Origin of the sequence: Actinomycetospora sp. NBC_00405, assembly GCF_036044095.1 — a bacterium.
Classification (GTDB): Bacteria; Actinomycetota; Actinomycetes; order Mycobacteriales; family Pseudonocardiaceae; genus Actinomycetospora; species Actinomycetospora callitridis.
This window is the reverse complement of the sequence record NZ_CP107938.1, coordinates 4,026,252-4,051,973: the sequence shown is the minus strand read 5'-3', so window position 1 is coordinate 4,051,973 and position 25,722 is coordinate 4,026,252. Positions and strand designations below refer to the sequence as shown.

Below are 25,722 nucleotides of genomic sequence, written 5' to 3'. Positions count from 1 at the left end.
CGTGCGGCAGGGTGGCCGTCGGACGCGCCGGGCGGCCAGGCACGATGGGCGCAGGACAGCGGTCCGACGGACACCCGTGTCCGGAGGAGACGACGCCGACGCACAGGGTCGGCAGCACGTGGATCGAGGAGGCGCGCGGGCGTGAGTTCGACGGAGGCGGGCCCGCCACCCACCGTGGGCGGCGGGCGCTACACCCTCGGCGACCTCATCGGACGTGGCGGCGCGGCGGAGGTCTACCGGGCGCGTGACGAGCTGCTCGGGCGCGACGTCGCGGTCAAGCTCTTCCCGGCCGGTGTCGGCGAGGCCGACGAGTCCCGCCGGCAGCGCGAGGTCCAGACGCTGGCCGGGATGAACCACCCGGGCCTGGTGACGATCTACGACGTCGGCCAGGAGCGCGACCGCGCCTACTTCGTGATGCAGCTCATCGAGGGCGAGTCCCTCGCCGACCGCATCCGCACCGGGCCGCTCGCGCTCGGCGACGTGGTCGCCCTCGGCGCGGCGCTCGGCGACGCGCTCACCTACGTGCACCGTCACGGCGTCGTCCACCGCGACATCAAGCCCGGCAACGTGCTGCTCGACACCGACGGCCGCCCGCACCTGTCGGACTTCGGCATCGCCGTGCTCGCCGACGCCACGAACATCACCGCCACCGGCATGGTCATCGGCACGGCGTCCTACCTCTCGCCGGAGCAGGTGCGCGGCCAGCAGGTCGGCCCGGCGTCCGACGTCTACGCGCTCGGCCTCGTGCTGCTCGAGTGCATCACCGCGCGGCGCGAGTACCCGGGCAACGCCCTCGAGGCGGCCGTCGCCCGGCTGCATCGCGCGCCGGAGATCCCGCCCGAGCTGCCGGGGCCGCTGGGCGGCCTGCTCGCCGCGATGACGCGTGACGAGCCGACGGAGCGCCCGACCACCGAGCAGGTCGTCGGCGAGCTCCGCGCCCTGGCCCGCGAGGCCGGCATGGACGCCGAGACCGTGCTCGCCCCGGCGCCCGTCACCGGCAGCGGCGCCATGCGCACCACGGCGATGGGCACCGGTACCGGCCCCACCGCCTACGCCCCGATGGCCGGCCCGGCCACGGGTGGCGCGACGCGGCGGGTGGGCACGCCGCCCGGGGGCTACGGCCCGGCGGCCGCGTACGGCACGGCGGGCTACGGCGCCGCCGACCCGACGGCCCTCGTCGGCGGCCAGCCGGCCCCGGAGCAGCCGGCGCCGCGCCGCGGTCGCCGCGCCGCGGTCGTGGCCCTGCTCGCGCTGCTGCTCGCCGGCGGTGTGGGCGGCTACTTCCTGCTCTCGAACCGTGAGGAGGCGGCGCCGCCCGTGATCCCGGCCGCGCCCCCGGTCCTCAGCTCGAGCAGCACGACCACCACGCAGGAGGAGACGACCACGCGGTCGCGGCGCACCACCACCGTGGCGCCGACCACCACCGTGGCGCCGCCGCCCGTGACCACGCCGCCGCCGGTGCGGACGACCACGACGACCACGGCCGGAGGCGGCGGGGGCGGCACCGGCGGTGCTGGTGGCGGTGGCGGCGGTGGCGGCGGTGGCGGCGGCACCGACGACGGCGAAACGGTCGTCCCGCCGGTGCCGGAACCGGCCAACTGACCCTCGAGGCCGGCCGCGGCCTCAGGTCCCGACGTCGCCGAACTCGCCGGCGAGCACCCCGCGCCGGAAGGCCGTCCACTCGTCGTCGCGGAAGAGCAGCACGGCGTCCGAGGACGTCTCGCGCACGAGGCGCCCGCCGTCGTCGTCGGCCGTGACCTCCACCGCGCCGTTCGCGGACGGGGCGTCGTGCGCGACCTCGCGCAGGAACGCCGCCCACGCCGGCCCGTCGAGGTGCAGCACGGCGCCCTCGCCGTGGGACTTGGTGTCGCGCAGGTAGGTGGCGCCGTCGGCCTCGAGGACCTCGACGCAGCTCGCGCCGTTGGAGCTGAAGCTGGAGGTCCGCCATCCGTGCGTCATGGCCATGTGTCTCCTTGCACCGGGGGAGCGGTACGGCGACGACGGGCACCGGATCCGTCCGAACGGCTCAAGAGCCCAGCGCCGCACGGCGGTCTCGGATCACCTCCAGGGAGGCGTCCTCCGGCAGCGCCGCGTCGCGGAGTCTGACAGCGGCGGTGCGGTATCCGCCAATCCGGTCAGGGTCCTGGACGTACACGGCCCCGTCCTGGAACTCCACGTAACCGATCGATCGCGCAGCGTCGAAATCGAGGAGGGTGAACTCGCCGTCGAGCCCGTCATGGACGGCGACCGCGAGCGGCATCACCCGGATGGTCACGTTGTCCTGCGCCGAGAGGGTGAGCAGGTGGTCGAGCTGCTCGGCCATCACCGCGGGGCCGCCGACGAGACGGTCGAGGACCGTCTCCTCGATCACCGCCTCGTAGTGCAGCGGGCGCGCCCGGTCGTGCAGGCGCTGCTGGCGCGCGAGGCGCAGGCCGACGACGCGCTCCACGTCGACCACCGGCACGCGCAGGGGATCGACGAGCAGGGCCGTGGCGTAGGCGCGGGTCTGCAGCAGCCCGTGGAGCAGCAACGGCTCGTACGCGAACGACGCCGACGCCAGGCCCTCGAGGCCCACGAAGGTGCGCAGCCAGTCGGGCACGACGTCGGCGAACGGCGCCCACCACGTGCCGCGGTCGGCGGCCGACGCGAGCGACGCGAGGCGTTCCACGTCGCCCGGGTCGGCGCCGTAGGACCGCAGGAGCATCCCGACCTCGTCGGGGCGTTGCTGGTTCTTCCCCTGCTCCAGATAATTGATCTTCGCGTGGGTGCAGCCGAGCACCCGGGCCGCCGCCGACTGGGTGTGCCCGGCCTGTTCACGGGCGGCCCGGAGCTCATGACCGATCAACCAGCGCAGCGCGCTGGGATCGATCCGGTCGGGTCCGGCCCCGCTGCGGTCGACCACGCCCTCCCCCCGGGCCCCGCGACGCCACCGATCAGCGCCGTTCGTCCGGGAGGGTAGCCAGTGACGCCGACACCAACCCGGTGAACTACTCTTTGCTCTACATGTAACGCCACGGATGCGTGACGCGGAGGCCCCGGTGTCCGACCGTCGTGTGGAGCCTTCGGTGGACGCGGCACGCGCCGTGTTCCCCGGCGGGGACGCCTGGATCCTGCCCGCCGAGCCCGCCTACGGGGTCCTGACGACCACCGCCACCGGGCACCGCGCGACGCTCACGCACTGCCGCTGCGGGCTGCCGGTCAGCGGCGAGGGCTGGGACGTCGCCGTCGACCCCGAGCCCCTCGACGTCGTGGCCGTGACGGTGCTCGGCCAGGTGCCGGGCGTCGCCCGGTGGGACCGCGGTGCCGACGGGCTCTGGCACCCCGGTCGCTCGCGCTACCAGTCGCCGGGACCGTCCCTGCCCTGGCGCGCGCTCGGCGTGTGCGGGGCGTCGCGGCGCCACCGGGTCATCCCGGTGGCGAGCCGCCTGCGCTACTGACCCTGCGGATCTACGAATGGCGCCGGAACAGCGGCGCCCGGCCGGGCGGCTGCTCGACGTCCCCGGTCTCGGGGGCCGGCGGCACGTCGAGGGTCACCGGACCATCGACGCTCAGCGTGAACTTCTCGTCGTGGTGGCTGAGATCGAGGTCGTCGCCGTGCTCGAGGGTGTAGGTCGTCTCCCCGCCCGCGACGGCGATGTGCACCGAACGCCCGCGCCACTGGATGCGGAACCGCAGCCCGGAGAGCGCCTCGGGCAGGCGGGGTGCGAACGTCAGCCGCCCGTCGTGGGTGCGCATCCCGCCGAGGCCCAGCACGACCGCGGTCCAGGCGCTGCTCATCGCCGCGAGGTGCACGCCGTCGCGGACGTTGTGCTCGAGGTCGGCGAGGTCCATCTGCGCCGACTCGCACAGGTAGTCGTAGGCGAGGTCGAGGTGGCCGGTCTCGGCGGCCATCACGGCGAGCGTGCCGGGCGAGAGCGACGAGTCCCGGACGGTGATCCGCTCGTAGTAGACGAAGTTGTCGTGCTTCTGCTGCTGCGTGAACGCGTCCGGGCACTGGACCATGGCGAGGACCAGGTCGGGCTGCTTGACGACCTGCTTGCGGTAGAGGTCGAAGTACGGGTAGTTGAGCAGCAGGGGGTAGGAGTCCTCGGGCGTGTTCTCGAAGTCCCACACCGCGTGGCGGGTGAAGCCCTCGCTCTGCTGGTGGATGCCGAGGGCCTCGTCGAACGGGATCACCATCGCGGTCGCCGCACTGCGCCAGCTCGCGATCTCCTCGGGCGTCACGTGCAGCCTCTCGGCCTCGCGGGGCCAGCGCACCGCGGCGTCGGCCGCGCCGCGCAGGTTCTTCTGCGCCATGAGGTTCGTGTAGACGTTGTTGTCGGCCACCGCGGAGTACTCGTCGGGGCCGGTGACGCCGTCGATGCGGAACGCGCTGTCGCTGTCGTGGTGGCCCAGCGAGCGGAACAGCCGCGCGGTCGCCACCAGCAGGTCGACGCCGACCTCGCGCTCGAACTCCTTGTCGTCGGTCGCCGCGACGTAGCGCATGGCGGCGTCGGCGATGTCGGCGTTGACGTGGAACGCCGCGGTGCCCGCGGGCCAGTAGCCCGAACACTCCTCGCCGTTGATCGTCCGCCAGGCGAACGCCGCGCCCTTGAGGCCCAGGTGCTCGGCGTGCGCGTAGGCGACGTCCAGGGTGCTGTGGCGCCAGCGCAGCGCGTCGGCGGCCGCCCGCGGCTGGGTGTACATGAACACCGGCAGCACGAACGTCTCGCCGTCCCAGAAGCAGTGCCCGTCGTAGCCCTGCCCGGTGAGGCCCTTGGCGCCGATCGCCCGGTGTTCGGCCCGCGCCCCGGCCTGCAGGACCTGGAAGAGGCAGAACCGCAACGCCTGCTGCAGCCGTGGGTCGCCGTCGATCTCGAGGTCGGCCTTGTCCCAGAACGCGTCGAGGTACTTGCGCTGTGCGGCGACGAGCCCGTCCCAGCCGGTGTAGACCGACGCATCCAGCGCGGCCTCGACCTGGTCGACGATCGCGGGCTGCGAGCGCTGGCTCGACCAGCCGTACGCCATGTACTTGACGACGCGGAGGGTCTCGCCCGGCTTGAGCCGGGTGATCACCGTGGTGCGCCCGACGTTGTTGGAGCACGAGCTCGTGACCTGGGCGTCGTCGGGCCCGAAGACCTGGTGCTCCATGGCCGCGCCGACCCGCAGCTCGGACCGCCGCGTCTGGTGGGTCATGCGGGCGCCGTGGCTGGAGTTCGAGTGGTGCTCGGGCACCAGGACGTCGTGCAGCGCGGCCGCGACGCGCGGGTCGCCCTCGATGACCGGCATCTGCTCGTTCGCGAAGAGCTCGGACTGGACGACCAGCAGCGCGTCCGAGCCGGCGTCCTCGGGCACGCCGACCTCGTAGGAGATCGCCGCCACCGAGCGCTGCGAGAAGGACACGAGCCGCTGCGACGTCACCGTCACCCGCTGGCCGTTGGGGGAGACCCAGTCGACGTGGCGGGTCAGCGTGCCCGCCCGCATGTCGAGCGTGCGGCTGTGCGCGCGCACCTGGCCGTAGCGCACGTCGAGCGGCTCGTCGTCGACGAGCACCCGGATGAGCTTGCCGTTGGGGACGTTGACCAGCGTCTGGCCCTCGTCGGGGAACCCGAAGCCGCCCTCGGCGTGCGGCAGCGGGCGGGACTCGAAGAACGAGTTGAGGTAGGTGCCCGGCATCGCGTGCGGCTCCCCCTCGTCGAGGTTGCCGCGCATCCCGACGTGGCCGTTGGCCAGCGCGAACAGCGACTCGGTCTGGGGCAGCGCGTCGAGGTCGACGTGCGCTTCGTGGATCATCCAGGGGTCGACGCGGAACGGGTTCGTGATCACGGGGTCTCCTCGTCCACTCCGGATGCGCGCGGTCCGCGCCCGACCGCCCTCGAGGAGACGTCGTCGATCTCCTGCTCGGGTGCGCGGGAGCGTAGTCGGCGCGTGTGACGGGGGCGGGAATACGGTGGTGCGCATGGCCGCACGCGTCCGGATCCCCCGTACGGAGCTCGACGTCCACCCCCTCTGCCTCGGCGGCAACGTGTTCGGGTGGACGGCGGACGCGCCGACCTCGTTCGCCGTGCTCGACGCCTACCGGGCGGCCGGCGGCGACTTCGTGGACACCGCCGACTCGTACACATGGCGGGTCGAGGGCAACACCGGCGGCGACTCGGAGCGGGTGCTGGGCGACTGGATGGCCGAGCGCGGGGTGCGCGACGAGGTCGTCGTCGCCACCAAGGTCGGCTCGTGGCCGGAGCGCCCGGGGCTCTCGCCGGAGAACCTGCGGGCCGCCTGCGACGACTCGCTGCGGCGCCTGCGCACCGACCACATCGACCTGTACTACGCCCACCGCGACGACCCGGACACGCCGGTGGAGGACACGCTCGGGGCGTTCGACGAGCTCGTGCGGGCAGGGAAGATCCGGTACGTGGGACTGTCGAACTACTCCGCGGAGCGGCTCTCCACGGTGCTGACGCTCTCCGAGCGGCACGGGCTCGCGCGTCCCGTGGCGCTCCAGCCGCACTACAACCTCGTCGAGCGCGCGGGCTACGAGGACGAGCTGGCCGAGCTCGTCTCGTCGGCGGACCTCGGCGTCATGCCGTACTTCGCGCTGGCCAAGGGCTTCCTCACGGGGAAGTACCGGCCCGGCTCCGAGGCCACGGCGCCGCCTGCCGCCGATGACCCCATGGCGTCGGCGCGCGCCGGCGGCGCGGTGGCCTACCTCGACGCGCGGGGCGAGCGGGTGCTCGAGGTGCTCGACGAGGTCGCGGGCGCCCACGCCGTCCCGCTCGCGGCCGTCGCGCTGGCGTGGCTGGCCGCGCAGCCGACCGTCACCGCGCCGATCGCGAGCGCCCGCACCGTCGAGCAGCTCGGCACGATCCTGCCGATGGCCGAACTGACGCTCGCCCCCGACGAGCTGGCGGCCCTCACCGAGGCGTCGGAGGACACTCGGCTGGCGGGGTGAGCGCCGCTCGGGTGTCATGAGCACCGTGAGCGCGCTCTCGTCGGTGCACCGCGCCCTCCAGGTGCTGGAGGTCGTGGCCGCGGCCGGCGACGGGATCAGCGCGAAGGCCGTCGCCCGGCGCCTCGAGTACAACCTCTCGACGACCTACCACCTGCTCGACAGCCTCGTGACCGACGGCTACCTCGTCCGGCTGGAGGCCTCGCGCGGCTTCGGTCTCGGCCCCAAGCTCCCGGCGCTGCACGACCGTCTCGTCGCCCAGCTGCCCGTGCCCCGCGGGCTCGGCGGGATCCTCGGCGAGGTGCACAGCACGGCCCAGGCGGGCGCGCTGTACGCGGCGTTCCGCGACGGGGACGTGGTGGTCGTCGCCCACGACGACTGCGCCGACCACCCGGTGCCCGTGATCTCGGCCTGGCGCGGCGCCCTGCACGCCACGGCGATCGGCAAGCTGCTGCTCGCCGAGGTCGACGAGGTGACCCGTCGCGCGATCCTCGACCGCGACGGCCTGCCCGCGCACGCCTACCGGACGATGACCGAACGGGACGCGCTCGAGCGCGAGCTCACCGGCGTGCGGCGCAACGATCTCGCCGTCGACCGGGGCGAGTTCCGCGAGCGGCTGGCGTGCATGGCGGCGCCCGTGCGGATGTCCGAGTCCGGGGTCCCGACCCTCGTCGGGGCCGTCGCCGTGGCCGTGCCCGTCGTCCCGGCCGGGGGGCCGGGCAGCATCGCCGACCGCCGGAGCCGCCTCGAGCGCGCGATCCGCGAGGGGGCCCGGCGCCTCACCGTCGCCCTGCGGGATCCCGTTTCCACTGGATGGGACGACGGGGGTCCGGGAGCCGTCCGTCGCGGATAACCTGCCGCGCATGAGTGCCCGGACCACCGCCCCGTTCCGTGCCGACCACGTCGGGAGCCTCCTGCGCCCGCCGGCCCTGAAGCAGGCCCGCACCGCCCACGCGGAGGGCCGGCTTTCCGACGACGCGCTGCGCGCGGCCGAGGACGACGCGATCCGCGAGGCCGTCGCCCTGCAGGAGTCGGTGGGCCTGCAGGCCGCCACCGACGGCGAGCTCCGCCGCAGCTCGTGGCACATGGACTTCCTCTACCAGCTCGACGGCGTGTCCTCCTCGAAGGACTCGTCGGTCGAGGTGGCCTTCCGCAACGCCTCCGGCGACCTGACGTTCGCGGCCATGTCCCTGGTGATCGACCAGCGCATCGGGCTGTCGACGACGATCTTCGGCGACGCGTTCTCGATGCTGGCGTCGACCGTGACCACGGCCGTACCGAAGCTGACGATCCCGTCGCCGTCGATGCTGCACTACCGGCTCGGCGGCGCCCCGGTGCACGAGGGCTCGCCGTACTCCGACCCCGACGACTTCTGGAACGACCTCGCCGCCGCCTACCGCGACGAGGTCTCCCGCCTCTACGCCGCGGGCGTGCGGTACCTCCAGCTCGACGACACCTCGCTCGCGTACCTCAACGACCCCGCCCAGCGCGAGTCGATGGCCGCGCGCGGCGAGGACGCCGACCACATGCACCAGCGCTACGTGGACACGATCAACGAGGTGCTGCGCGACCGGCCGTCGGACCTGCGCGTCACCACGCACATGTGCCGCGGCAACTACCGCTCGTCCTGGGCGGCGGAGGGCGGCTACGACCACGTCGCCGAGGCCGTCTTCGGCGGGCTGCAGGTCGACGGCTTCTTCTGCGAGTACGACGACGCCCGCTCCGGCGACTTCTCGCCCCTGCGCTTCCTGCCCCGCGGCGACCAGCAGGTGGTCCTGGGCCTCGTCACCACCAAGACCGGCGAGCTCGAGGACCCCGACACCCTCAAGCGCCGCATCGAGGAGGCGACGAAGTACGTGCCGCTGGAGCAGCTCTGCCTGTCGCCCCAGTGCGGCTTCTCCTCCACGGTCGAGGGCAACGACCTCACCCCCGACCAGCAGCGCGCCAAGCTCGACCTCGTCGTCTCCGTCGCCCGCGACGTCTGGGGCTGACGGCTCGGTCGGCGGGGCTCGGCGGGGCTTGTGGTGTGCAGCGAACGCGCTGTTCGCTGCTTCTATGCGCACGAACTCCGCGTTCGCGCCGGGGGATGGGCGACGGATTGCGCCAGTCGCCCGTCCCCATCGTCCGCTCGCGTCCACAGGGTCGGCGGCGCCACTACCTCCGGCGTGCGCGAGCGGGCGACGCTCGCGGCATGCCTCGTCGTGCCCGGATCGACCCTGCCGCCTTTGCGACCATCGGCCTGTTCGGCGTCGCGGCGGTGGCCGACCTGACGGCGCTCGGCATGCCCTCGTCCACGATCGCTCGGAGGGTCCAGGCCGGTCACGCGCGTCGGGTGCTGCGCGGGGTGGTCAAGGAGGGGCCGGACGAGCCGACGAGGGACCAGCGCGCGGCGGCCGCACTGCTGTACGCGGGACCGTCCTCCGTGCTCAGCGGTGGCGAGGCCCTCCGCCGGTACGGGTTGACCGATCCGTCGCCCCGAGGTCGCATCCTCGTGCTCGTCGACCGGAATCGTCAGCGCACTTCGTCGGCCTTCGTGGAGATCGAGCGGACCGAACGTCTCCCCGGTGCGGTCACGGTCGACGATCTCCCGCTCGCTCCTCTCGACCGCGCGATCGTCGACACCGCCCGTCGACAGGACCGGCGCGACGCCGTGCGCGGCATCCTCGCGGAGCCCCTCCAGAAGGGGCGGACGACCGTGGCCAGCCTGGTCGCCGAGCTCGCGGCGGGATCGCAGCGAGGGAGCGCGCTCCCGCGTCAGGTCCTTCTCGAGGAGATGGCGGACGGCGTCCGCTCGGTGGCGGAGGCCTGGGCACGCGACCTCCACGCCGGCAGCGGTCTCCCGCCGGTGCTCTGGAACGCGCGCCTCTACGACCCGTCCGGGACGTACATCGCACAGGCGGACGCCTACTTCCCCGACGTCGGGCTCGCCTGGGAGATCGACTCCTACAAGCACCACTTCCTGCTCGCCGACTGGGACGCGACCCTGCGCCGGCGGGCGAGGATCCAGAGCTTCGGCATCCCGGTCGTCCACACCCGGCCGCGGCGGTTTGCTGACGGAGCGACCGGCGGTCGTCGAGGAGCTCTGGGGCTCTTATCGTCTTGCCGCCGCGCGGCCGTGTCCCGATCTCCGGGTCGTCGCCGCCTCCTGAAGCGAGCCCGCGCCACCGTGTGAGTTCGGTCGACGTCGGTCGCACGAACGGGGAGTTCGCGCGCATAGAAGCGGCGAACAGCGCGTTCGCTGCAACCAGGAAAACGCAACAGCGCGCCCGCCCTCCGGGGAGGACGGGCGCGCCGGGTGTTCGAACCGTCAGACGCCGTAGCGCGCCGCGAGCTGGCCGCGGCAGATGCTGGTGTTCGCGTCGACGCCCACCTGGTAGCTGCGCGCCTTGCGCAGGTGCAGGGGCAGGGCCTCGACGCCGACTCCTGCGCCCGAGGGGTCGACGACCAGGGGGTCGCCGTCGTCCGACGGGATCCCCAGCTCCCGGCGACGCTTCCGTAGCCGCGAGAGGTCGTCGGAGGCGGGGGCGTCGCCGAGCGTCATGGCCGCGACGTCGTCGGGCGTCGCGCCCTCCCGCATGAGGGGCCGGACGACGAGGTCCGTGCCCGCCATGAGCGCGCGCTCGGTGAACGTGCGCCGCAGGTCGTCGAGCTCGGAGACGGCCTCGCCGACCTCCGTACCCGCCATCGAGGACACGAAGCCCGCGCGGGCGGCCACGCCGGAGTTGATCGCGTCGGAGGCGAAGTGGTCGGCGAGGACCACGTCGGCCCGGGCGACCCCCTCCGCCGCCGACACCGCGTCGTGGGCGTCGGCGACCATGAGGAACGCGAAGTTCGGGGCGCAGAAGTAGGTGGGCAGGCGCAGCGACACGTGCGCGACCCCGTCGTCGGACACCGAGCAGGACCCGACGAAGTCCAGGGAGACGACGTCGGTGTCCAGCTCGGGGTCGCGCACGGTGCGCAGCGCCTCCCACACCCGCGCCGCCGTGCCCGTGGCGGCCGATGCCTCGGCCTCGTTGGAGCCGGAGGTGCGGGCGTCGGAGAGCACCGTCATGCCTGAGCCACCGCCCGGTCCTCCACCAGCTCGGCGTCGTCCGACGACGCCGGCGCGCTGGTGTCCGAGGACAGCTGGAACTCGGCGGGCACGTCGATGTCGTAGAGCTTCGCCGCGTTCAGGCCGAGGATCTTCTTCTTGCCGTCGACGCCCAAGCGCGGGTAGTCGTCGAAGTCGTGGCCCTCGGGGAAGTCCCAGTCCACGAGGCCCTCGACCTGCCACTGCGGGGTCCAGATGTTGTAGTCCGAGCCGAAGGTCATCTTGTCCTCGCCGACCCAGAACAGCAGCTCGCCCATGACCTTAGCGAAGAACCGCGGGCGGGCGTGCATGAGGCCGCCGGTGACCACGGAGAGCCCCGCGTAGACGTTGGGCTCCTGCGTCGCCATGAAGCAGAAGTCCTCGATGCGCGGCAGGCCCACGTGCTCGATGATGAAGTTCAGGCCCTGGAAGTCGGTGGCCGCGTGGTCGACGTCGGAGACGTCGAACGCGTCCTTGTCCAGGGGCCAGATCGTCGGGCCCTTGTGCACGTGGACGTTCTTGATGCCCAGCTCCTGGGCCCGCTCGAGGAAGCGGTAGCACTCCGGGTCGGAGAGCTTGAAGCCGCGCGAGTCACCGTTCCACTCGGCGGTGTAGAGCTTGATGCCCTTGGGGTGCCACTTCTCGACCTCGGCCTCGAACTCGCGCATGCCGGCGTCGCCGTCGCGCGGGTCGAACCGGCAGTTCACGATGAACTTGTCGGGGTGCTGCTCGACGAGGTGGCCGTTCTGGGCCGCGGTGTTGAAGCCGTCCTTGTACCACTCGCGCAGGTAGGTCGACTGCAGGATGGCCACGTCGACGTGGCCCTCCTCGAACTCCTCGCGCATCAGCTGCTCTTCGGAGACCTTCTGGAACTCCTCGATCGACTGGTGGGTCTCGGCCGGCCCCAGCGACTGGTAGGCGTGGAAGCACTCGATCCAGCCCTTGGCGTACTGCTCGGCGCCCTGGACCCAGTTCTCGGGCGAGGCGTCCCAGAAATGCATGTGGGAGTCGACGACGAAGTACTTCTCACCGTTCTTCTCGTACACGGCGGCAGCCTCCTGGTGCGCGCGGACGAGAGGTCCGGACGCGAAACGTGGTGGTGGACACGGCGGCCCACATCAGACGTCATGGTTCGGGTACGGGCAAGAGCACGGATTCCATCCACCGCCGAAACGGACATCGGCGACACCCCGACGGCCGCGTTAGGGTCGGGAGATGCGCATCGTCATCGCCGGCGGACACGGCAAGATCGCCCTGCGGCTCGAGCGGCGGGCGGCCGCCCGGGGGGACGCGACGACCGCACTGATCCGCGACCCGGACCAGGCCGACGACGTCCGCGAGGCGGGCGCCGACCCCGTGGTCGCCGACCTCGAGGCGATCGGCTCGGGCGAGCTCGCGGGCCACCTGACCGGCGCGGACGCCGTCGTCTTCGCCGCGGGCGCCGGCCCGGGCAGCACCGCCGAGCGCAAGGAGACCGTCGACCGCGACGCCGCCCTGCTCCTCGCCGACGCCGCGGCCGCCGCGGGCGTCCGGCGCTACCTGCTGGTGTCGGCCATGGGCCTCGACGCGGTGCCCACCGAGGACGAGGACGACTCGATCTGGGGCTACTACCTGCGGGCGAAGAAGGCCGCCGAGGACGCGCTGCGCGCCAGGGACGACCTCGCCCTGACGATCCTGCGGCCCGGCAGGCTCACCGACGACCCGGGCACCGGCCTGGTGCGCCTCGGGCCCGCGGGCTCCCAGCCGCCCGTCGGGTACGGCGAGGTGACCCGCGACGACGTCGCCGCCGTCCTCCTCGCACTGCTCGACGCCCCCGACTCCGCCGGCACCGTGCTCGAGCTCATCGGCGGCACCGTCCCGCCGGCCCAGGCCGTCGCCGCGCTGGTCGGCGCGAACGCCCCGCGCTGACGCCGGCCGACTAACCGATGAGCCCCTGCTCGCGCAGGAACGACCGCGCCACCTCGTCCGGGCTGCGGCCGCCTGCGGAGACGCGCTCGTTGAGCCCGCGCATCACCTGCTCGGTGAGCGTCGGCGCCACCATCCGCCCGAGCAGGGCCAGGCGGGGGGCGCGGGCCATCACGTCGCTGCGCACGGTCAGTGCCGCGTTGTAGGGCAGGAAGTACCCGCGGTCGTCGACCAGCGTCGAGAGCCGCAGCGGGTTGAGCCGCCCGTCGGTGGCGAACACCTCGCCGAACGTGCAGGGGTTCTGGGTGGCGACGGCGCCGTAGATCTGCTCGATCTCGCGGGTGTCGAGGGCCCGGTCGCCGAGCGTGATGTCGTAGGTCGCGAGGAGCCCCTGCAGGCCGTCCTCGCGGCCCGTGAACTCCTGGTCGACGCAGAGCGTGGCCTCGGGCGAGCCGGCGCGCACGAGCGCGGCGAAGCCGGAGATGGTGCGCACCCGCAGGCGCTGCGCGACGTCGGTGCGCACGCCGACGGCGTAGGTGTTGTTGAACGGGGTGGGGTCGAGCCAGGTGATCTGGTTGCCGGCGTCGGCGGCGCGCACGGCGTCGTAGAGGACCCGGGGGTCGGCGATCGTCGACTCCTGGGAGAGATAGGTCCGCCAGGCCGTGCCCGTGTACTCCCAGTACATGTCGATCTGGCCGCTGCTCAGGGCGGCGCGCACGTTGGCCGAGCCCTTCGTGTCGCACCTGTCGACGACGGTCGCCCCGGTCGACTGGAGCAGGGCGATCGTCATCTTGCACAGCACGAGCTGCTCGGCGAACTCCTTGCCGCCCACCGTCAGCGTCTGCCCCGTGAGGTCGAGCTCGCGGGCGAGGCTCCCGGGCGGGGTGAGCCGCTCGCTGCTCGAGCAGCCGGCGAGCGCGAGCACCGCGACGAGGGTGGTGAGCAGGACCAGGGCGGGCCGCAGTCGGGGCACGGGTGTGGGGTCCGATCGCGAGGGTGGTCGGGGAGGGGTCGGACGACGACGGCCGGCCGGGGTCGAGGACCCGCGGCCGGCCGTCGCCGTCACACCGTCAGAAACTCACCAGGGGCTCACTGGCCGCCGATGAATCCCTGCTGCTGCAGCCAGCGCGTGGCGACCTGCTGGGGGTCCTGCCCCTGCGAGGACACCTGGCCGTTGAGGTCGAGCATCACCGGGTCGGTCAGACGCGGGGTGATCTCGTCGAACACCCGCTGGACGCTCGGGTTCCGGTCGAAGACCTCCTTGCGGATGGTCGGCGACGCGTTGTACTTCGGGAAGTAGTTCTTGTCGTCCTGGAGCGTCACCAGGTTCAGGCCGGGGATGCGGCCGTCGGTGGTGAAGACCTCGCCGAAGTTGCACGGGTTGCCGTTGGCGGTGGCCTGGTAGATGGCCCCCGTGTCCAGGGTGTTCAGCCCGGGCGGACCGGACGGCGGGTTGGTGACGCCGTAGGTCCGGAACAGCCCGGCCAGACCGTCGTCGCGGCCGGCGAACTCGGCCTCGACGCAGGTGGTGGCGGCCGGGTTGCCGCTGTTGACGAAGTTGCCCCAGTCGGTGAGCGTGCGCAGGTTGTTCTGCTGCGCGAACGCCTGGGTGACCGCGAGGCCGTAGGTGTTGTTGAACGGCGACGGCGGCAGCCAGACGATCTGGTTCTGCGCGACGTCGGCGTCACGGACGGCGACGTACTGCGCCTGCGACTCCGGGATCGGGCTGGCGTTCTTGAGGTGGGTGATCCAGCCGGTACCGGTGTACTCCCAGTACATGTCGATCTGGCCGCTGGTGAGGGCGGCGCGCGTCGACGCGGTACCGGTGATGTTGCAGCGGTCGTTGACCGTGGCGCCCACCGACTGCAGCGATGCGATCGTCATCTTGCAGAGCACGAGCTGCTCGTCGAACTCCTTGCCGCCGACCGTGTAGGTCTGGCCGGCGAGGTTGATGCCGCTGGCCGCGAGGCTGCCGCCCTGCGCCTGGGGCTGGCCCGAGCCCGAGAGGCCGCCGCAGCCGGCGGCCAGCAGGGCCGTGGCGGCGAGCGTGACCGCGCCCGCCCGCCATCCGGAACGACGACCGGAGCGGTCGCCGCGGAATGTCCACCGCACAGTGATCTCCTTATCCTCCGGGGTTGGCCGGGCCTCGCGTGCGGGGCGGACGGCCGAGAAAACTCTGGGGACCGGGCCGGTCAGCCGGACCGGGTGACGACGATCCGTTCGGCGACGCCGGCGAGCCAGTCGATGAGCAGGGCGACCGTGGCGATGATCGCCCCGGCCACGAGCAGGACGTTGATGCGGTTGAGCCGCAGCGCCTGCTGGACGAGCTCGCCGAGCCCACCCGCACCGATGTAGCTGGCCAGGGTCGCCGTCCCGACGTTGAGCACGAGCGCCACGCGCAGTCCGGCGACGATGACCGGGACCGCGAGCGGGACCTCGACGCGGAACAGGGTCTGCCGCGACGACATGCCCATGCCGCGGGCCGCCTCGATCAGCGACTGGTCGACCTGCTGCAGACCGATGACCGTGTTGCGGAGCACGGGCAGCAGGGCGGCCAGGGTCAGACCGATGACCGCGGTGGTGACGCCGAAGTTGAACGCGAACGCCATGAGCAGCAGCACGCCGAACGGCGGCAGGGCCTGGGCGAACCCGCCGATGGCGAGCACCGGGCCCTGGACGCGGCGGGCGGCCCGCCGGCTGAGCAGGATGCCCAGGGGCACGGCGATGATCAGCACGAGGATCGTCGACAGCGCGGCGAGCCAGAGGTGCTGCCCGAGGAGCGAGGCGAGGTTGTCGGGCGCGAGCACGCGCTGCTCGATGGTGTCGAGGTCGCGGGTGCCGATGTAGAGGAGCAGCGCGAGCAGCAGCACCACGATGATCCCCGGGAGGATCACCAGGTCGTAGTGCTGCAGCCACAGGGACGCGACGCGGCCCTGCTTCTTCTCCTCCTCCTCGACGGCGAGGTCGGACTGGGTGTCGACGGTCTCGGTGGTCGCGGTGCTCATGCGTCACCCTTCCGGGTCCGCAGGCCGCTGACGAGGTCGTTCCAGTGCAGGACGCCCGCGGCGCGGCCCTCCTCGTCGACCACGGCCACCAGCGAGGCGGAGCCGTCGAGCATGACGTCGACGGCGTCGTAGACCGTGCCGGACAGCGGCACCGTCACCAGCGGGGTGCCCCCGGCCTCGGCGCCGGGCAGGTGCCGCCAGGACACCGGCTTGCCGGAGCCGTCGACCTCGGCCACCGGGGTGCCGTTCTGGTTGCCCACGGCGCGCTCGTCGGTCTCGATGGGGTGCAGCTCGAGGCGGGAGAGGTCCAGGAGGCTCAGCCGCCGGACCGCCGCGCCGCCGCCGACGAAGTCCGACACGAAGTCGTTCGCCGGGCGGGTCAGGATCGTCTCGGGCTCGTCGTACTGCTCCAGCTTGCCGGTGGCGAACACCGCGATCTTGTCGCCGAGCTTCACGGCCTCCTGGAGGTCGTGGGTGACGAAGGCGATGGTCTTGCCGACGGTGCGCTGGATCTCCAGGAACTCGTCCTGGAGGCGGTCGCGCGTGATCGGGTCGATGGCGCCGAACGGCTCGTCCATGAGCATGACGGGCGGGTCCGCGGCCAGGGCCCGGGCGACGCCGACACGCTGCTGCTGGCCGCCGGAGAGCTGGCGCGGGTAGCGGTCGCGGAACGTCGAGGGCTCGAGCCCGACGAGGTGGAGCAGCTCGTCGGCCCGCTGCCGGATCCGCTGCTTGTCCCAGCCGAGCATCTTCGGGACGACGCCGATGTTGTCGGCGATGGAGAAGTGCGGGAAGAGACCGCCCTGCTGGATGACGTAGCCGATCTCGCGGCGCAGGAGGTCGCCGTTGACGTGGGTGACGTCCTTGTCGTTGAGCAGGATGCGTCCCGCGGTCGGCTCGATGAGCCGGTTGATCATCTTGAGCGTGGTCGTCTTGCCGCAGCCCGAGGGGCCGATGAGCATGACGATCTCGCCCTTGGGGATCCGCATGTCGAGCTGGCTCACCGCGGGCTGGGTGCTGCCCGGGTAGATCTTCTCGACGCCCTCGAGGACGATCGTGTCGGTCTGTCCGGCGCCGGGCTCCGGGACGGACGTGGTCTGGTCTGCGGTGTCAGACACGGATCCCCCTGGGGATGGTCAGGCGCTGGACGATGGCGAAGAAGATCTCGAAGACGGCGGCGACGACGAGGCACAGCAGCGTGCCGGCGAGCACCTGGTAGAAGGAGTTCGACGCACCGATGCGGGAGATCCCGTTGAGGAGCAGGATGCCCAGGCCGGGGCCCTGGACGACGGCGCCGACGACGGCGATCGAGATCGAGATCAGCGTGGTGACGCGGATGCCGTTGAGGATGACCGGCCACGCCAGCGGCAGCTGGATCGTGAGCAGCCGCCGCAGGCGGCCGTAGCCGAGCCCGCGGGCCGACTCGAGCACGGCCCGGTCGACGGTGGTCAGGCCGGCCACGGTGTTCCGCAGGACGGTGTAGAGCGTGTAGATGATCAGCACGATGATCGCCGTGCTCACGCCGAGCCCGGTGATCGGCAGGAACAGCGCGAACAGCGCCAGCGAGGGCACCGTGAGCAGCGCCGCCGTGAAGACCAGCCCGCCCTCACGCACGCCGGCCGCGAACCAGTCGACCGAGTAGCGGGGCGGGTCCGGCTCGCCGGTGGACACCGCCAGACCCAGCACGACGCTGATCAGCGAGCCGACGCCGACCGCGATGAGGACGACCAGGAAGTGGGCCTGGGTCAGGAAGATGATCTGCTGCGCGTTGCTGGTCAGGTAGTTCAGGAAGTTCACGACGCTCCTCTCTCGGGAGCAGGGGGAGTGGACAGGGAGGACACGCCATCGGTGGCCGGTGCGGGCGGTGGACCGGCCCGGGCGCCGGCGAGTCCCCCGGAACCGGAACCGGAACCGGAACCGGCGCCGAGCGCTCGGGACAGATCGGCCGCGGCGCGCAGGACGGCGGCGCGGACCTCGTCGAACACGGGATCCACGCGCGACTCGGGGCCGCTGACGCCCAGCGCGGCGACCACCGTCCCGCCGCTGTCCCGCACCGGGGCGCCGACGGCGAGCAGGCCGCGGTCGGTCTCGTTGCGGGCGGTGGACCACCCGCGCCGCCGTTCGTCGACCACCCGCGACACGAGCTCGTCCAGCGAGCGCGGGGCGGCCGGACCGGCAGGCCCGAGGCCCTCGGGCACGATCACGCGGGCGATGGCGGCGGTGTCCAGGTCGAACAGCAGCACACGACCGGTGGCGGTGCACGACAACGGGGCGGTGCGTCCCACCCAGCCCGAGGCCCGCAGCTCGCTGTCCGGCGCGGCCGTGCTGATGGTCATCACGCTGCCACCGCTGCGGATGCCGACGTCGATGCGCTCACCGAGCAGGGCGGCCTCGCGGGCGACCGCCGCGTCGGCCTCGTCGCGCAGACGGCGGTCGACCGCGGTGGCGCCGATGGCGAACAGGCGCGTGCCGATGCGGTAGCGCAACGAACCCGGCTCGCGGTCGACGTAGCCGGCGTCGGCCAGGACCTTGAGCAGGCGCGAGACCTGGGACTTGTCCCGGCCGAGCTGGCGGGCGATCTCGACGACACCGAGCGAGGACGGCCCACCGGGCGCCCCCAGGAGGTCGAGCACGTCGAGCGCGCGGTGCACGGGCCCGCCGGCCTCGTCGCGGTTGCGGCGCCCGTGCGGGGCGCCGGAGCCTGCGTTGGGGGCGAGGGAGGTCGCGGGCGACCGCGGGGCCGGGGCGTCGGGCCCACCGGTGCGCGCGCGTGGGCTCATCGACCGCCTTCCTCCCCTCCACGCCGACCTGGGTGACGCCCCTCACTCGGGGCGTCTGCGGCAACGGGCGTTGTCCTTGCGACAACGGCTGCGGGGACAGTAGGCGCGTCAGGCGGAGGTTGTCACCCCGTACGTCCGACATTCGAGGGATGTTTCTCGCGCGCCCCGGACGCACTGGGTAGCCACGCGCGCACCGACGGGCCGTCCACAACCGGATTCGGCCAGCTCCAGGCCACGGTGAGGCGATCCCACCCGCCTGAGAGGCGTCGAGGTCACCAAGCGTGATGACGACGCGTATCGAGATCGTGATGTGCCGGGAACACCCGGCGGTAGCCCGATCGGGCCATCTCCGGGGTGTCCCGGGACGTCCCCGGGTGCTCAGGAGCGGTCGGTGCCGCCGGAGATCGCTGTGCGCGTGGGGTTGCCGACGCCCCAGAGCGCCAGCAGCCGGTTCTCGATGCGGTCGAGCTCGCCGCCCACCGCGACGTGCGCGCTGCGCCGCCGTGAGCCGGGCATCTGCTCGGCGGCGCGCACCGCGGACTCCAGGTCGGTGAGGCGCTGCTGGGCGTCGTCGACGAAGGACCGGACCTCGGTGGCCCGGGCTGCGTCGTTGCTGTCGCCGTCGCCGTAGCGCGAGCGCAGGTCCCGGGCGGAGAGCGCGAGGTTGTGGATGCGGGCGTAGAGCGCCGCGCCGCGGCCGGTGAACTCCGCGAGCTCGTCGGGGGCGACGCCGAACTGGCGGGCGCGGTGGGCGTCCCAGCGGTCCCGGGCCATGCCGACCGCCTGGTAGACGATCGGCGCCACGACGGGCACGACGATGCGGGCGATGCCGATGTAGCGCTTGATCTTCGCGCCGGTCAGCGGGTCGGCGACGGTGCCGGTGGGGTCGTCGTCGTCCTCGTCCTCGGGCTCGTTCTTGCGACGCTTCTTCGCGGCCTTGAGGGCCTTCTTGTCGCCGAGGAGCGTGGCCTCCTGCGTCTCGGCGAGCAGCCGCTCCGCCCGGGCCGCCTTGCGCCGCTCCTTCTGCGCCGAGACCGCGAGGGCGGCGGCCTTCGGGCTCACGACGAAGACGTCGTCGCTGATCTCGAGCGCGTCGGCCTCCGTCGCGGGCCGTCCGCGGCGCAGCAGTCCCATGGACCCTCCCCGTCTCGTGCCCGCGGCGCGTCGGGCGCCCGGGCGAACGCCCGCACCCTAGTGGTCCGCCCACCCGGTGCGCCCGGCGTGGATCCCGCAGCGTGACGGGGTGTCAGGGGGGCGTGGGAAGCTCGGGACATGAGCACGACGACCGCGCGGGAGGCCGACGACGGGTGCGCGCCCGCCGCCGCGCCCCGACCGGTCCTGCTCGACGCGGCCGCCACCACGCGCTGCCGCCGCCGGGTGCACCTCGAGCACGTCCCGGTGGAGGACCTCCCGGGCGGCCCCCCGCCCAGCGGTGACGACGCCGATCCCGGGGTCGCGATGCGCCGTGCCGACGCGGCGGCCCACCGTGCCGATCTGGCCGCCCGGTGGGCGGAGCTCCTCGGCCCGCACTGGACGTCGGTGCCCCCGGCGTCCGGCTCGCGGGCGCGCGCGGAGGCCACCGAGGCGCTCCTCTCGGGTCCCGCCCCGGTGCCCGACTTCGTGGGCGGGGCGGAGCTGCCGGCCGCCGAGGGCCGCCGGGGCAACGTCGAGGTGCTGGTGCGGGCCGAGCCGGGCGATCCGTCCTCGGGCTGGTGGCCCCTGGTCGTCGTGCGGCACCGCGTCACCGATCCCGGGGGCGGGGCGCTGACGTCGCCGCTCGGGAGGCCGCACCCGTCGGCCGCGGCTCCCGACGACACGCGCCGCATCCGCACCGTCACCCGCGACGTGCTCCGTCTCGCCCATCTGCACCGCATGTTGCGCGCGGCGGACCTGGCGCCCCCCGAGAGCCCGGGCGCACCGGTCTGGGGCGGGGTCGTCGGCCTCGACGCCGACGTCGTGGTGTGGATCGACCTGGCGGCCCCGTCGGGCTCCGGCGGTCGCAGCGCGCTCGAGACCTACGACGGGCGGCACGCCGACCGGCTGGCCGTGGCCGAGGCCGCGCGCCGGCGGGCGCCCGCGCTCGCCGAGCCCTCACGCATCACCGAGTGCCGCCGCTGCCCGTGGTGGCCGACGTGCGAGGCCGAGCTGCGCGCGGTCGACGACGTCAGCCTCGTCGTCCGGGGCGACGCCGCGCTGCGGCTGCGCGGCCGGGGCGTCACCACCGTGCGCGAGCTCGCGGCGCTCGATCCCGCGGTGGGGCTGCCCGGCCCGCCTCCGGACGACCCCGAGGTGGGCGACGGCGCGCTCGAGGGCGCCGAGCTGCGGGAGGCGGTGGCCCTCGCCCGCGCCTGGCGTCGCGACGTCCCGCTGGTGCGCCGAGTCCGCCGGCCCACCGTCGCGCGCGGCGACGTCGAGGTGGACGTCGACATGGAGAGCCTCGGCGAGGACGGCGCGTACCTGTGGGGCGCGCTGCTCTCCGGCGTCGACATCGGGGTCGAGCCCGGCTACCGCGGCTTCGTCACCTGGGACCCGCTGCCGACCCGCGACGAGGGCCGCTCGTTCGGGGAGTTCTGGACGTGGCTCACCGACGTCCGTGCCCGGTGTGCGGAGCGCGGGCTGGTGCTGCGGGCCTACTGCTACAACGAGCAGGCGGAGAACCGCTGGCTGCGCGCCTCCGCCGAGCGCTTCGCCGGCATGGCCGGCGTGCCCCCGGCGGCGGAGATCGAGGAGTTCATCGCCTCCGACGCGTGGATCGACCTCTTCCCCGTCGTCAGCGACGCCTTCCTCTGCCCGCACGGCAAGGGGCTCAAGCGGGTCGCGCCGTCAGCGGGCTTCGCCTGGCACGACCCGGAGGCCGGCGGGGAGAACTCCATGCGCTGGTACCGCGCCGCGGTCGCCCTCGACGGGGGCGAGCCCGACACCGCGCAGCGCGAGCGGCTGCTCGTCTACAACGCCGACGACGTGCGGGCGACGTGGACGCTGCGCACGTGGCTCACGTCCGACCGTGTCCTCGAGGTCCCGTTCCTCGAGGACCTCTGAGAGTCAGGCCGGTCAGCGAGGCTGCATCCGCAGCGCGCCGTCGAACCGGATGACCTCGCCGTTGAGGTAGTCGTGCTCGACGATCATCGCGACGAGCTGCGCGTACTCGTCGGGGCGCCCGAGCCGCTGGGGGAACGGGATGCCGGCCGCGAGCTGCTCGCGGAACGACTCCTCGACGCCCGCCAGCATCGGGGTGTCGATGATGCCGGGAGCGATGGTCATGACGCGGATGCCGTACTGCGCGAGGTCGCGGGCCGCCGGCACGGTCATGCCGACGACGCCGCCCTTCGACGCCGAGTAGGCGATCTGGCCGATCTGTCCCTCGAAGGCGGCGACGGACGCCGTGTTGACGACGACGCCGCGCGCCCCGTCCGCCAGCGGCTCCGTCGCGGCGATGGCCTCGGACGCCAGGCGCATGACGTTGAACGTGCCGACCAGGTTGACCCCGATGACCTGCTGGAAGACCTTCAGGTCGTGCGGGCCCTTCTTGGACAGCACGCGCCCGGCGGTGCCGATGCCCGCGCAGTTGACCACCACGCGCAGCGGCAGGCCGGTGGACGTCGCCGCCTCGACGGCGCTCGCCACCTGGTCGGGGTCGGTCACGTCGGCGCCGACGTACTCGACGTTGTCGAGCTTCTCGGCGTCCTCGACCGCGGAGGGCAGGTCGATCCCGATCACCCGGGCGCCACCCGCGGCGAGCTTGCGGACGGTGGCGCCCCCGAGGCCGGAGGCCCCACCGGTGACGATCGCGGCGACATCGGTCGTGTCCATGGGTGCGCAGGCTATCGCCGTACCGACCGGGCCGCCGGTCAGTCCTGACGGTCCGCGCCGTGACGTCTATCGCCGCGCGATGCCCAGCTGGAAGTCGTCCAGGTACCGCGCGGCGAAGCCGGCCTCGGAGTAGGCGAGGTAGAAGTCCCACATCCGCACGAAGGTCTCGTCGAACCCGATCGCACGGACCTCCGGCTCCCGGACCAGGAACGTGGCCCGCCAGCGACGCAGCGTCTCGGCGTAGTCGAGGCCGATCGAGCGGCGCTCGACGACCTCCATGGACGTGTGCCCCGCCAGCGTCGCGTCGATCGCCTCGAGGCTGGGGATCAGGCCGCCCGGGAAGATGTACTTGTGGATCCAGGTGTAGTTGTCCTTGGTCGCCTGGAGCCGGTGGTGCGGCATGGTGATCGACTGGAGACCGAAGCGACCGCCGGGGGCGAGCAGCCGGTCGACGGCGGCGAAGTACTCGGGCCAGAAGCGCTCGCCGACGGCCTCGATCATCTCGATGCTGATCACGGAGTCGTACTCGCCGACGGCGTCGCGGTAGTCGCGCACGTCGATGGTGATGCGGTCGGAGACGCCGGCCTGCTCGGCGCGGACGCGCGCGAGCTCCGCCTGCTCGACCGAGAGCGTCAGCGTCGTCACCCGCGCGCCCCGCTGGGCGGCGCGGATCGCGGCCTCGCCCCACCCGGTGCCGATCTCGAGGACGCGGCTGCCGGCACGCACGCCCGCGAGGTCGAGGATCCCGTCGATCTTGCGGTGCTGGGCGTCGGTGAGGGACTCGGCCGGCCGGGCCGGGTCGAACCAGGCGGCGGAGTACATCATCGACTCGTCGAGGAAGAGCCTGAACAGGTCGTTCGACAGGTCGTAGTGCCGGTGGACGTTCTCGCGCGACACCGTCGCGTCGGCCGCGACCTCCTCGTGCGGCTGGCCGCGGTCGTAGACCCGGCGCAGGTTGCGCAGCGGACGCGGCACGAGCTGCTCGACGTGGTCGGTGAGGCAGCGCAGCACGCCGACGAGGTCGTCGGAGTCCCAGTCGCCGACCATCCACCCCTCGCCGAAGCCGATGAGGCCCTGGCGGCCGAGGCGCGTGAAGAAGGCCTCCGGACGGATGAGGCGGAGCTCGGGACCCTGCGGGTCGCCCTCGACCGATCCGTCGGGCCACACGAGGTGCAGCGGGAGGCGGACGATGGCCGCGCGCACCAGGGCGCGGGCCACGGTCATGCGGAGCCGGTTCTCGCCCGGGTCCTGCAGGCCCGGCCACACACCCTCTGCGGGCCGCGGGACGACGCGGCGGGGCTCGGTGGTGCGCGAGGTCGATGACACGTGGCTGTCCTCTCGTTCGCGGCCGGCTTCTCGACCGCCTGTGCATCCGTCGCGGTGCGAGCCCTGTCGCCGCACTCCACGGCACCTTCGTGATCGGGCGCCGGAGTGTTCGCCGCTTTTCGCGGAGATCACGTCCGGGGTCCTCGCCGACGATCACTCAGGAGGCCCCGCGGTGGGTTACCGTGCGGAGTCCTCGAGACCGGAGGGTGACCTCGCCGTCCGCCGAGAGCCCCGGAGGAAGGTGAGATGGGCGTCCCCGAGCAGCTGCGTCGGCTCGACGAGGACCTCGCCACCGGGCGGGTCGACGCCGAGTCCTATCGGCGGCGACGTGACGAGCTCCTCGCCGCCCGGCTGCCCGCGCCCCCGCCGCCCACCCCGGCGGACGATCTCGACGACAGCGAGCTCGACGCCGCCGACCGCGAGCTGGGCCTCGAGGACGACGGGGCCGCCGCCGGCCCCCGGGCGGCCACGACGACGCCCGACGCCCGGCACGGCGTGCGGGGCGCCCCGCCGCCGCCCGCGCGCCCGAACGGGGTGCGGCCGCCGACGGGCACCGGGCCCGGTCCCGCGCCGACCTCCCAGCCCCCGCGGTCCCAGCCCCCGCCGCCCCGGACACCGCCGCCCCGGACACCGCCGCCCGGCACTCCGCCGTTCTCCCGACGCCCGCCGGTGGCCGGGCCGGCGCACCCCGGCGGCCCTGCGATCCCTCCGACGACACCGTCCGGCCCCGGCGCGCCCCGCGCCGCCTCCCCGGCGACCCCGCCGCCTCCTCCGCCCCGGTCCGCGGACGGGCCGGCGGCCCGTGAGCCCCGCCGCGCCGCCCCGGCGGCCGAGCCGGTCGCCAGGCCCGCGCCGTCGACGCCGGCAACCGCCGCGACACCCCCGCCGTCGGAGGCGACCGACCGGCCGGCGACCGAGCGCGACCGTCCGGAGGCCGGGGCTCGCCCGGTGCTCGGGTCGCTCGCCGACGCCCTCGCCCCGCCGACGCCCGCCCCCGCGGACGGCGACCCACCCGGGACCCGCACGACCCCGCCCCCCGCCGACACCGTGTCCTCAGGACACGGTTCGCGAGCGGAGCAAGGCGTGCCGGCGCCGACCGCTCCTGCCGAGCCCTTCTCGGAGACCGTGTCCTCAGGACACGGTTCGCGAGCGGAGACGCCCGAGGCGCGGGAGTCGGCCGCACCCGACGAGACGCCCGCGGAGACCGTGTCCACAGGACACGGTGCGCCGGAGGAGCAGGACGGCGGCACCTCGGCGCCGCCCGAGGAGGACGTCCCCCGGGACCTCAGCCCCCGCGGCATCCCCGTTCCCGGACCGTCCGCCGACGCGCCGCCGCTCCCGGGCACGCCGGCGGCGCCCGCGCGGCGTCCGCCGCCCCCGCCCGCCGACGAGGACGAGCACGACGCGGACGACGCCGCGCGCACCGACGAGCGCCCGCTACCGGCCGATCCGTTCCCGCCGCCGTTCCGCTGGTCGACCGAGGGGACCGACGGGCACGGGTCGCCGGACACCACCCAGGTCGTCCGCGACGCGGCCGGACCCGCGGCCGATAGGACGCAGGTCGTCACGCGCGGGGTCCCGGAGCCGGAGGTGACGCAGGTGGTGCGCCGCTCGTCGGTGCCTCCGCGGGGTGTCCCACCCCGCGCGGCGCCGCCCGCTCCCGAGCGCACCCAGTTCGTGCCGGGGTCGGTGCCGGCACGATCGGCCGGGGGAGGGGTCGCCCGCCCCGAGGAGACGGTGCCGCCGTGGGCGGCGGGCGCGGCACGGTCCGAGGGCCTGCCGGGCCGCGAGCTCTTCGCCCGCGGCCCGGGCCCGCGTGCCGGCGCGATCCTGGGCGCCGCGGCCGTGGTCCTGCTCGTCCTCGTCGTGCTGGTGGCGTCGATCGCGCTGGCCTGAGGGCCG

General features: G+C 73.7%; 23 protein-coding genes. 9 read left to right on the top strand and 14 right to left on the bottom strand.

The features are described 5' to 3' along the window. The first annotated feature begins 141 nt into the window (after positions 1-141). A complete protein-coding gene (locus OG774_RS19985; RefSeq protein WP_328303623.1) occupies positions 142-1,602 on the top strand; it encodes a serine/threonine-protein kinase in 1,461 nt (486 codons plus the stop codon). 21 nt (positions 1,603-1,623) lie between these two features. On the opposite strand, the gene OG774_RS19980 is transcribed toward OG774_RS19985, so the two are convergent. Continuing rightward, positions 1,624-1,965 carry a DUF397 domain-containing protein gene (locus OG774_RS19980; protein WP_328303620.1) on the bottom strand — a complete coding sequence of 114 codons (342 nt, stop codon included), beginning with the start codon at positions 1,963-1,965 and terminating at the stop codon, positions 1,624-1,626. Between the two features lie 61 nt (positions 1,966-2,026). Continuing rightward, positions 2,027-2,902, bottom strand: coding sequence for a helix-turn-helix domain-containing protein (locus OG774_RS19975; RefSeq protein WP_328303618.1), 876 nt, complete (start codon positions 2,900-2,902; stop codon positions 2,027-2,029). 163 nt (positions 2,903-3,065) lie between these two features. Here OG774_RS19975 and OG774_RS19970 point away from each other — a divergent pair, with 163 nt between their 5' ends. After that, entirely contained in the window at positions 3,066-3,437 is a 372-nt protein-coding gene (locus tag OG774_RS19970; protein WP_328303616.1) for a hypothetical protein, read from the top strand. Between the two features lie 10 nt (positions 3,438-3,447). Here the strand turns inward: OG774_RS19970 and OG774_RS19965 are convergent, their stop codons facing one another. After that, positions 3,448-5,805, bottom strand: coding sequence for a glycoside hydrolase family 65 protein (locus tag OG774_RS19965; protein ID WP_328303614.1), 2,358 nt, complete (start codon positions 5,803-5,805; stop codon positions 3,448-3,450). 133 nt (positions 5,806-5,938) lie between these two features. Between OG774_RS19965 and OG774_RS19960 the strand changes: the two genes are divergently transcribed. The 4 genes from OG774_RS19960 to OG774_RS19945 all read left to right on the top strand — a co-directional run bounded on the left by OG774_RS19960 (position 5,939) and on the right by OG774_RS19945 (position 10,097). Next, a complete protein-coding gene (locus OG774_RS19960) occupies positions 5,939-6,928 on the top strand; it encodes an aldo/keto reductase (protein WP_328303612.1) in 990 nt (329 codons plus the stop codon). Between the two features lie 16 nt (positions 6,929-6,944). Then, the gene (locus OG774_RS19955; protein ID WP_328303610.1) at positions 6,945-7,778 is read left to right on the top strand and encodes an IclR family transcriptional regulator; all 834 of its coding nucleotides are present in this window, start codon (positions 6,945-6,947) and stop codon (positions 7,776-7,778) included. 10 nt (positions 7,779-7,788) lie between these two features. After that, complete coding sequence (locus OG774_RS19950) at positions 7,789-8,916, top strand: 5-methyltetrahydropteroyltriglutamate--homocysteine S-methyltransferase (RefSeq protein ID WP_274196848.1); 1,128 nt, start codon at positions 7,789-7,791, stop codon at positions 8,914-8,916. 200 nt (positions 8,917-9,116) lie between these two features. Next, a complete protein-coding gene (locus tag OG774_RS19945; protein ID WP_328303607.1) occupies positions 9,117-10,097 on the top strand; it encodes a hypothetical protein in 981 nt (326 codons plus the stop codon). A 135-nt stretch (positions 10,098-10,232) separates the two neighbouring features. Here OG774_RS19945 and OG774_RS19940 read toward each other — a convergent pair whose 3' ends face one another. Together OG774_RS19940 and OG774_RS19935 are read right to left on the bottom strand one after the other, a co-directional pair. Further along, entirely contained in the window at positions 10,233-10,976 is a 744-nt protein-coding gene (locus tag OG774_RS19940; RefSeq protein ID WP_328303605.1) for a metal-sulfur cluster assembly factor, read from the bottom strand. After that, positions 10,973-12,040, bottom strand: a complete 1,068-nt coding sequence (locus OG774_RS19935) for an amidohydrolase family protein (RefSeq protein ID WP_328303603.1) — start codon at positions 12,038-12,040, stop codon at positions 10,973-10,975. Before OG774_RS19935 ends, OG774_RS19940 begins: the two co-directional genes overlap by 4 nt. Positions 12,041-12,209: 169 nt before the next feature. Here OG774_RS19935 and OG774_RS19930 point away from each other — a divergent pair, with 169 nt between their 5' ends. Continuing rightward, positions 12,210-12,902 carry an NAD(P)H-binding protein gene (locus OG774_RS19930; RefSeq protein WP_328303601.1) on the top strand — a complete coding sequence of 231 codons (693 nt, stop codon included), beginning with the start codon at positions 12,210-12,212 and terminating at the stop codon, positions 12,900-12,902. A 10-nt stretch (positions 12,903-12,912) separates the two neighbouring features. Here the strand turns inward: OG774_RS19930 and OG774_RS19925 are convergent, their stop codons facing one another. The 7 genes from OG774_RS19925 to OG774_RS19895 form a co-directional block, all read right to left on the bottom strand. Then, positions 12,913-13,872 (bottom strand): glycine betaine ABC transporter substrate-binding protein, encoded by a 960-nt coding sequence (locus OG774_RS19925; RefSeq protein WP_328303599.1) that lies wholly within the window; start codon positions 13,870-13,872, stop codon positions 12,913-12,915. Positions 13,873-13,988: 116 nt separating this feature from the next. Then, complete coding sequence (locus OG774_RS19920; protein WP_328303597.1) at positions 13,989-15,011, bottom strand: glycine betaine ABC transporter substrate-binding protein; 1,023 nt, start codon at positions 15,009-15,011, stop codon at positions 13,989-13,991. 80 nt (positions 15,012-15,091) lie between these two features. Next, positions 15,092-15,904 (bottom strand): ABC transporter permease, encoded by an 813-nt coding sequence (locus tag OG774_RS19915; protein WP_328303595.1) that lies wholly within the window; start codon positions 15,902-15,904, stop codon positions 15,092-15,094. Next, complete coding sequence (locus OG774_RS19910) at positions 15,901-16,959, bottom strand: ABC transporter ATP-binding protein (RefSeq protein WP_328311048.1); 1,059 nt, start codon at positions 16,957-16,959, stop codon at positions 15,901-15,903. Before OG774_RS19910 ends, OG774_RS19915 begins: the two co-directional genes overlap by 4 nt. Positions 16,960-17,014: 55 nt before the next feature. Then, entirely contained in the window at positions 17,015-17,701 is a 687-nt protein-coding gene (locus OG774_RS19905; protein WP_328303592.1) for an ABC transporter permease, read from the bottom strand. Then, complete coding sequence (locus OG774_RS19900) at positions 17,698-18,684, bottom strand: IclR family transcriptional regulator (protein ID WP_328303590.1); 987 nt, start codon at positions 18,682-18,684, stop codon at positions 17,698-17,700. The genes OG774_RS19905 and OG774_RS19900 overlap by 4 nt, the downstream gene beginning before the upstream one ends. A 378-nt stretch (positions 18,685-19,062) precedes the next feature. After that, entirely contained in the window at positions 19,063-19,818 is a 756-nt protein-coding gene (locus OG774_RS19895) for a DUF6474 family protein (RefSeq protein ID WP_328303588.1), read from the bottom strand. A 138-nt stretch (positions 19,819-19,956) separates the two neighbouring features. Between OG774_RS19895 and OG774_RS19890 the strand changes: the two genes are divergently transcribed. Further along, positions 19,957-21,723 (top strand): TM0106 family RecB-like putative nuclease, encoded by a 1,767-nt coding sequence (locus tag OG774_RS19890; protein ID WP_328303586.1) that lies wholly within the window; start codon positions 19,957-19,959, stop codon positions 21,721-21,723. Positions 21,724-21,735: 12 nt separating this feature from the next. On the opposite strand, the gene OG774_RS19885 is transcribed toward OG774_RS19890, so the two are convergent. After that, positions 21,736-22,494 (bottom strand): SDR family NAD(P)-dependent oxidoreductase, encoded by a 759-nt coding sequence (locus tag OG774_RS19885; protein WP_274196860.1) that lies wholly within the window; start codon positions 22,492-22,494, stop codon positions 21,736-21,738. A 66-nt stretch (positions 22,495-22,560) separates the two neighbouring features. Next, positions 22,561-23,820 carry a cyclopropane-fatty-acyl-phospholipid synthase family protein gene (locus OG774_RS19880; RefSeq protein WP_328303582.1) on the bottom strand — a complete coding sequence of 420 codons (1,260 nt, stop codon included), beginning with the start codon at positions 23,818-23,820 and terminating at the stop codon, positions 22,561-22,563. Between the two features lie 246 nt (positions 23,821-24,066). On the opposite strand from OG774_RS19880, the gene OG774_RS19875 reads away from it, so the two are divergent. Beyond that, positions 24,067-25,716: a hypothetical protein gene (locus tag OG774_RS19875; RefSeq protein WP_328303580.1), complete on the top strand. Its 1,650-nt coding sequence runs from the start codon at positions 24,067-24,069 to the stop codon at positions 25,714-25,716. Positions 25,717-25,722 lie beyond the last annotated feature (6 nt).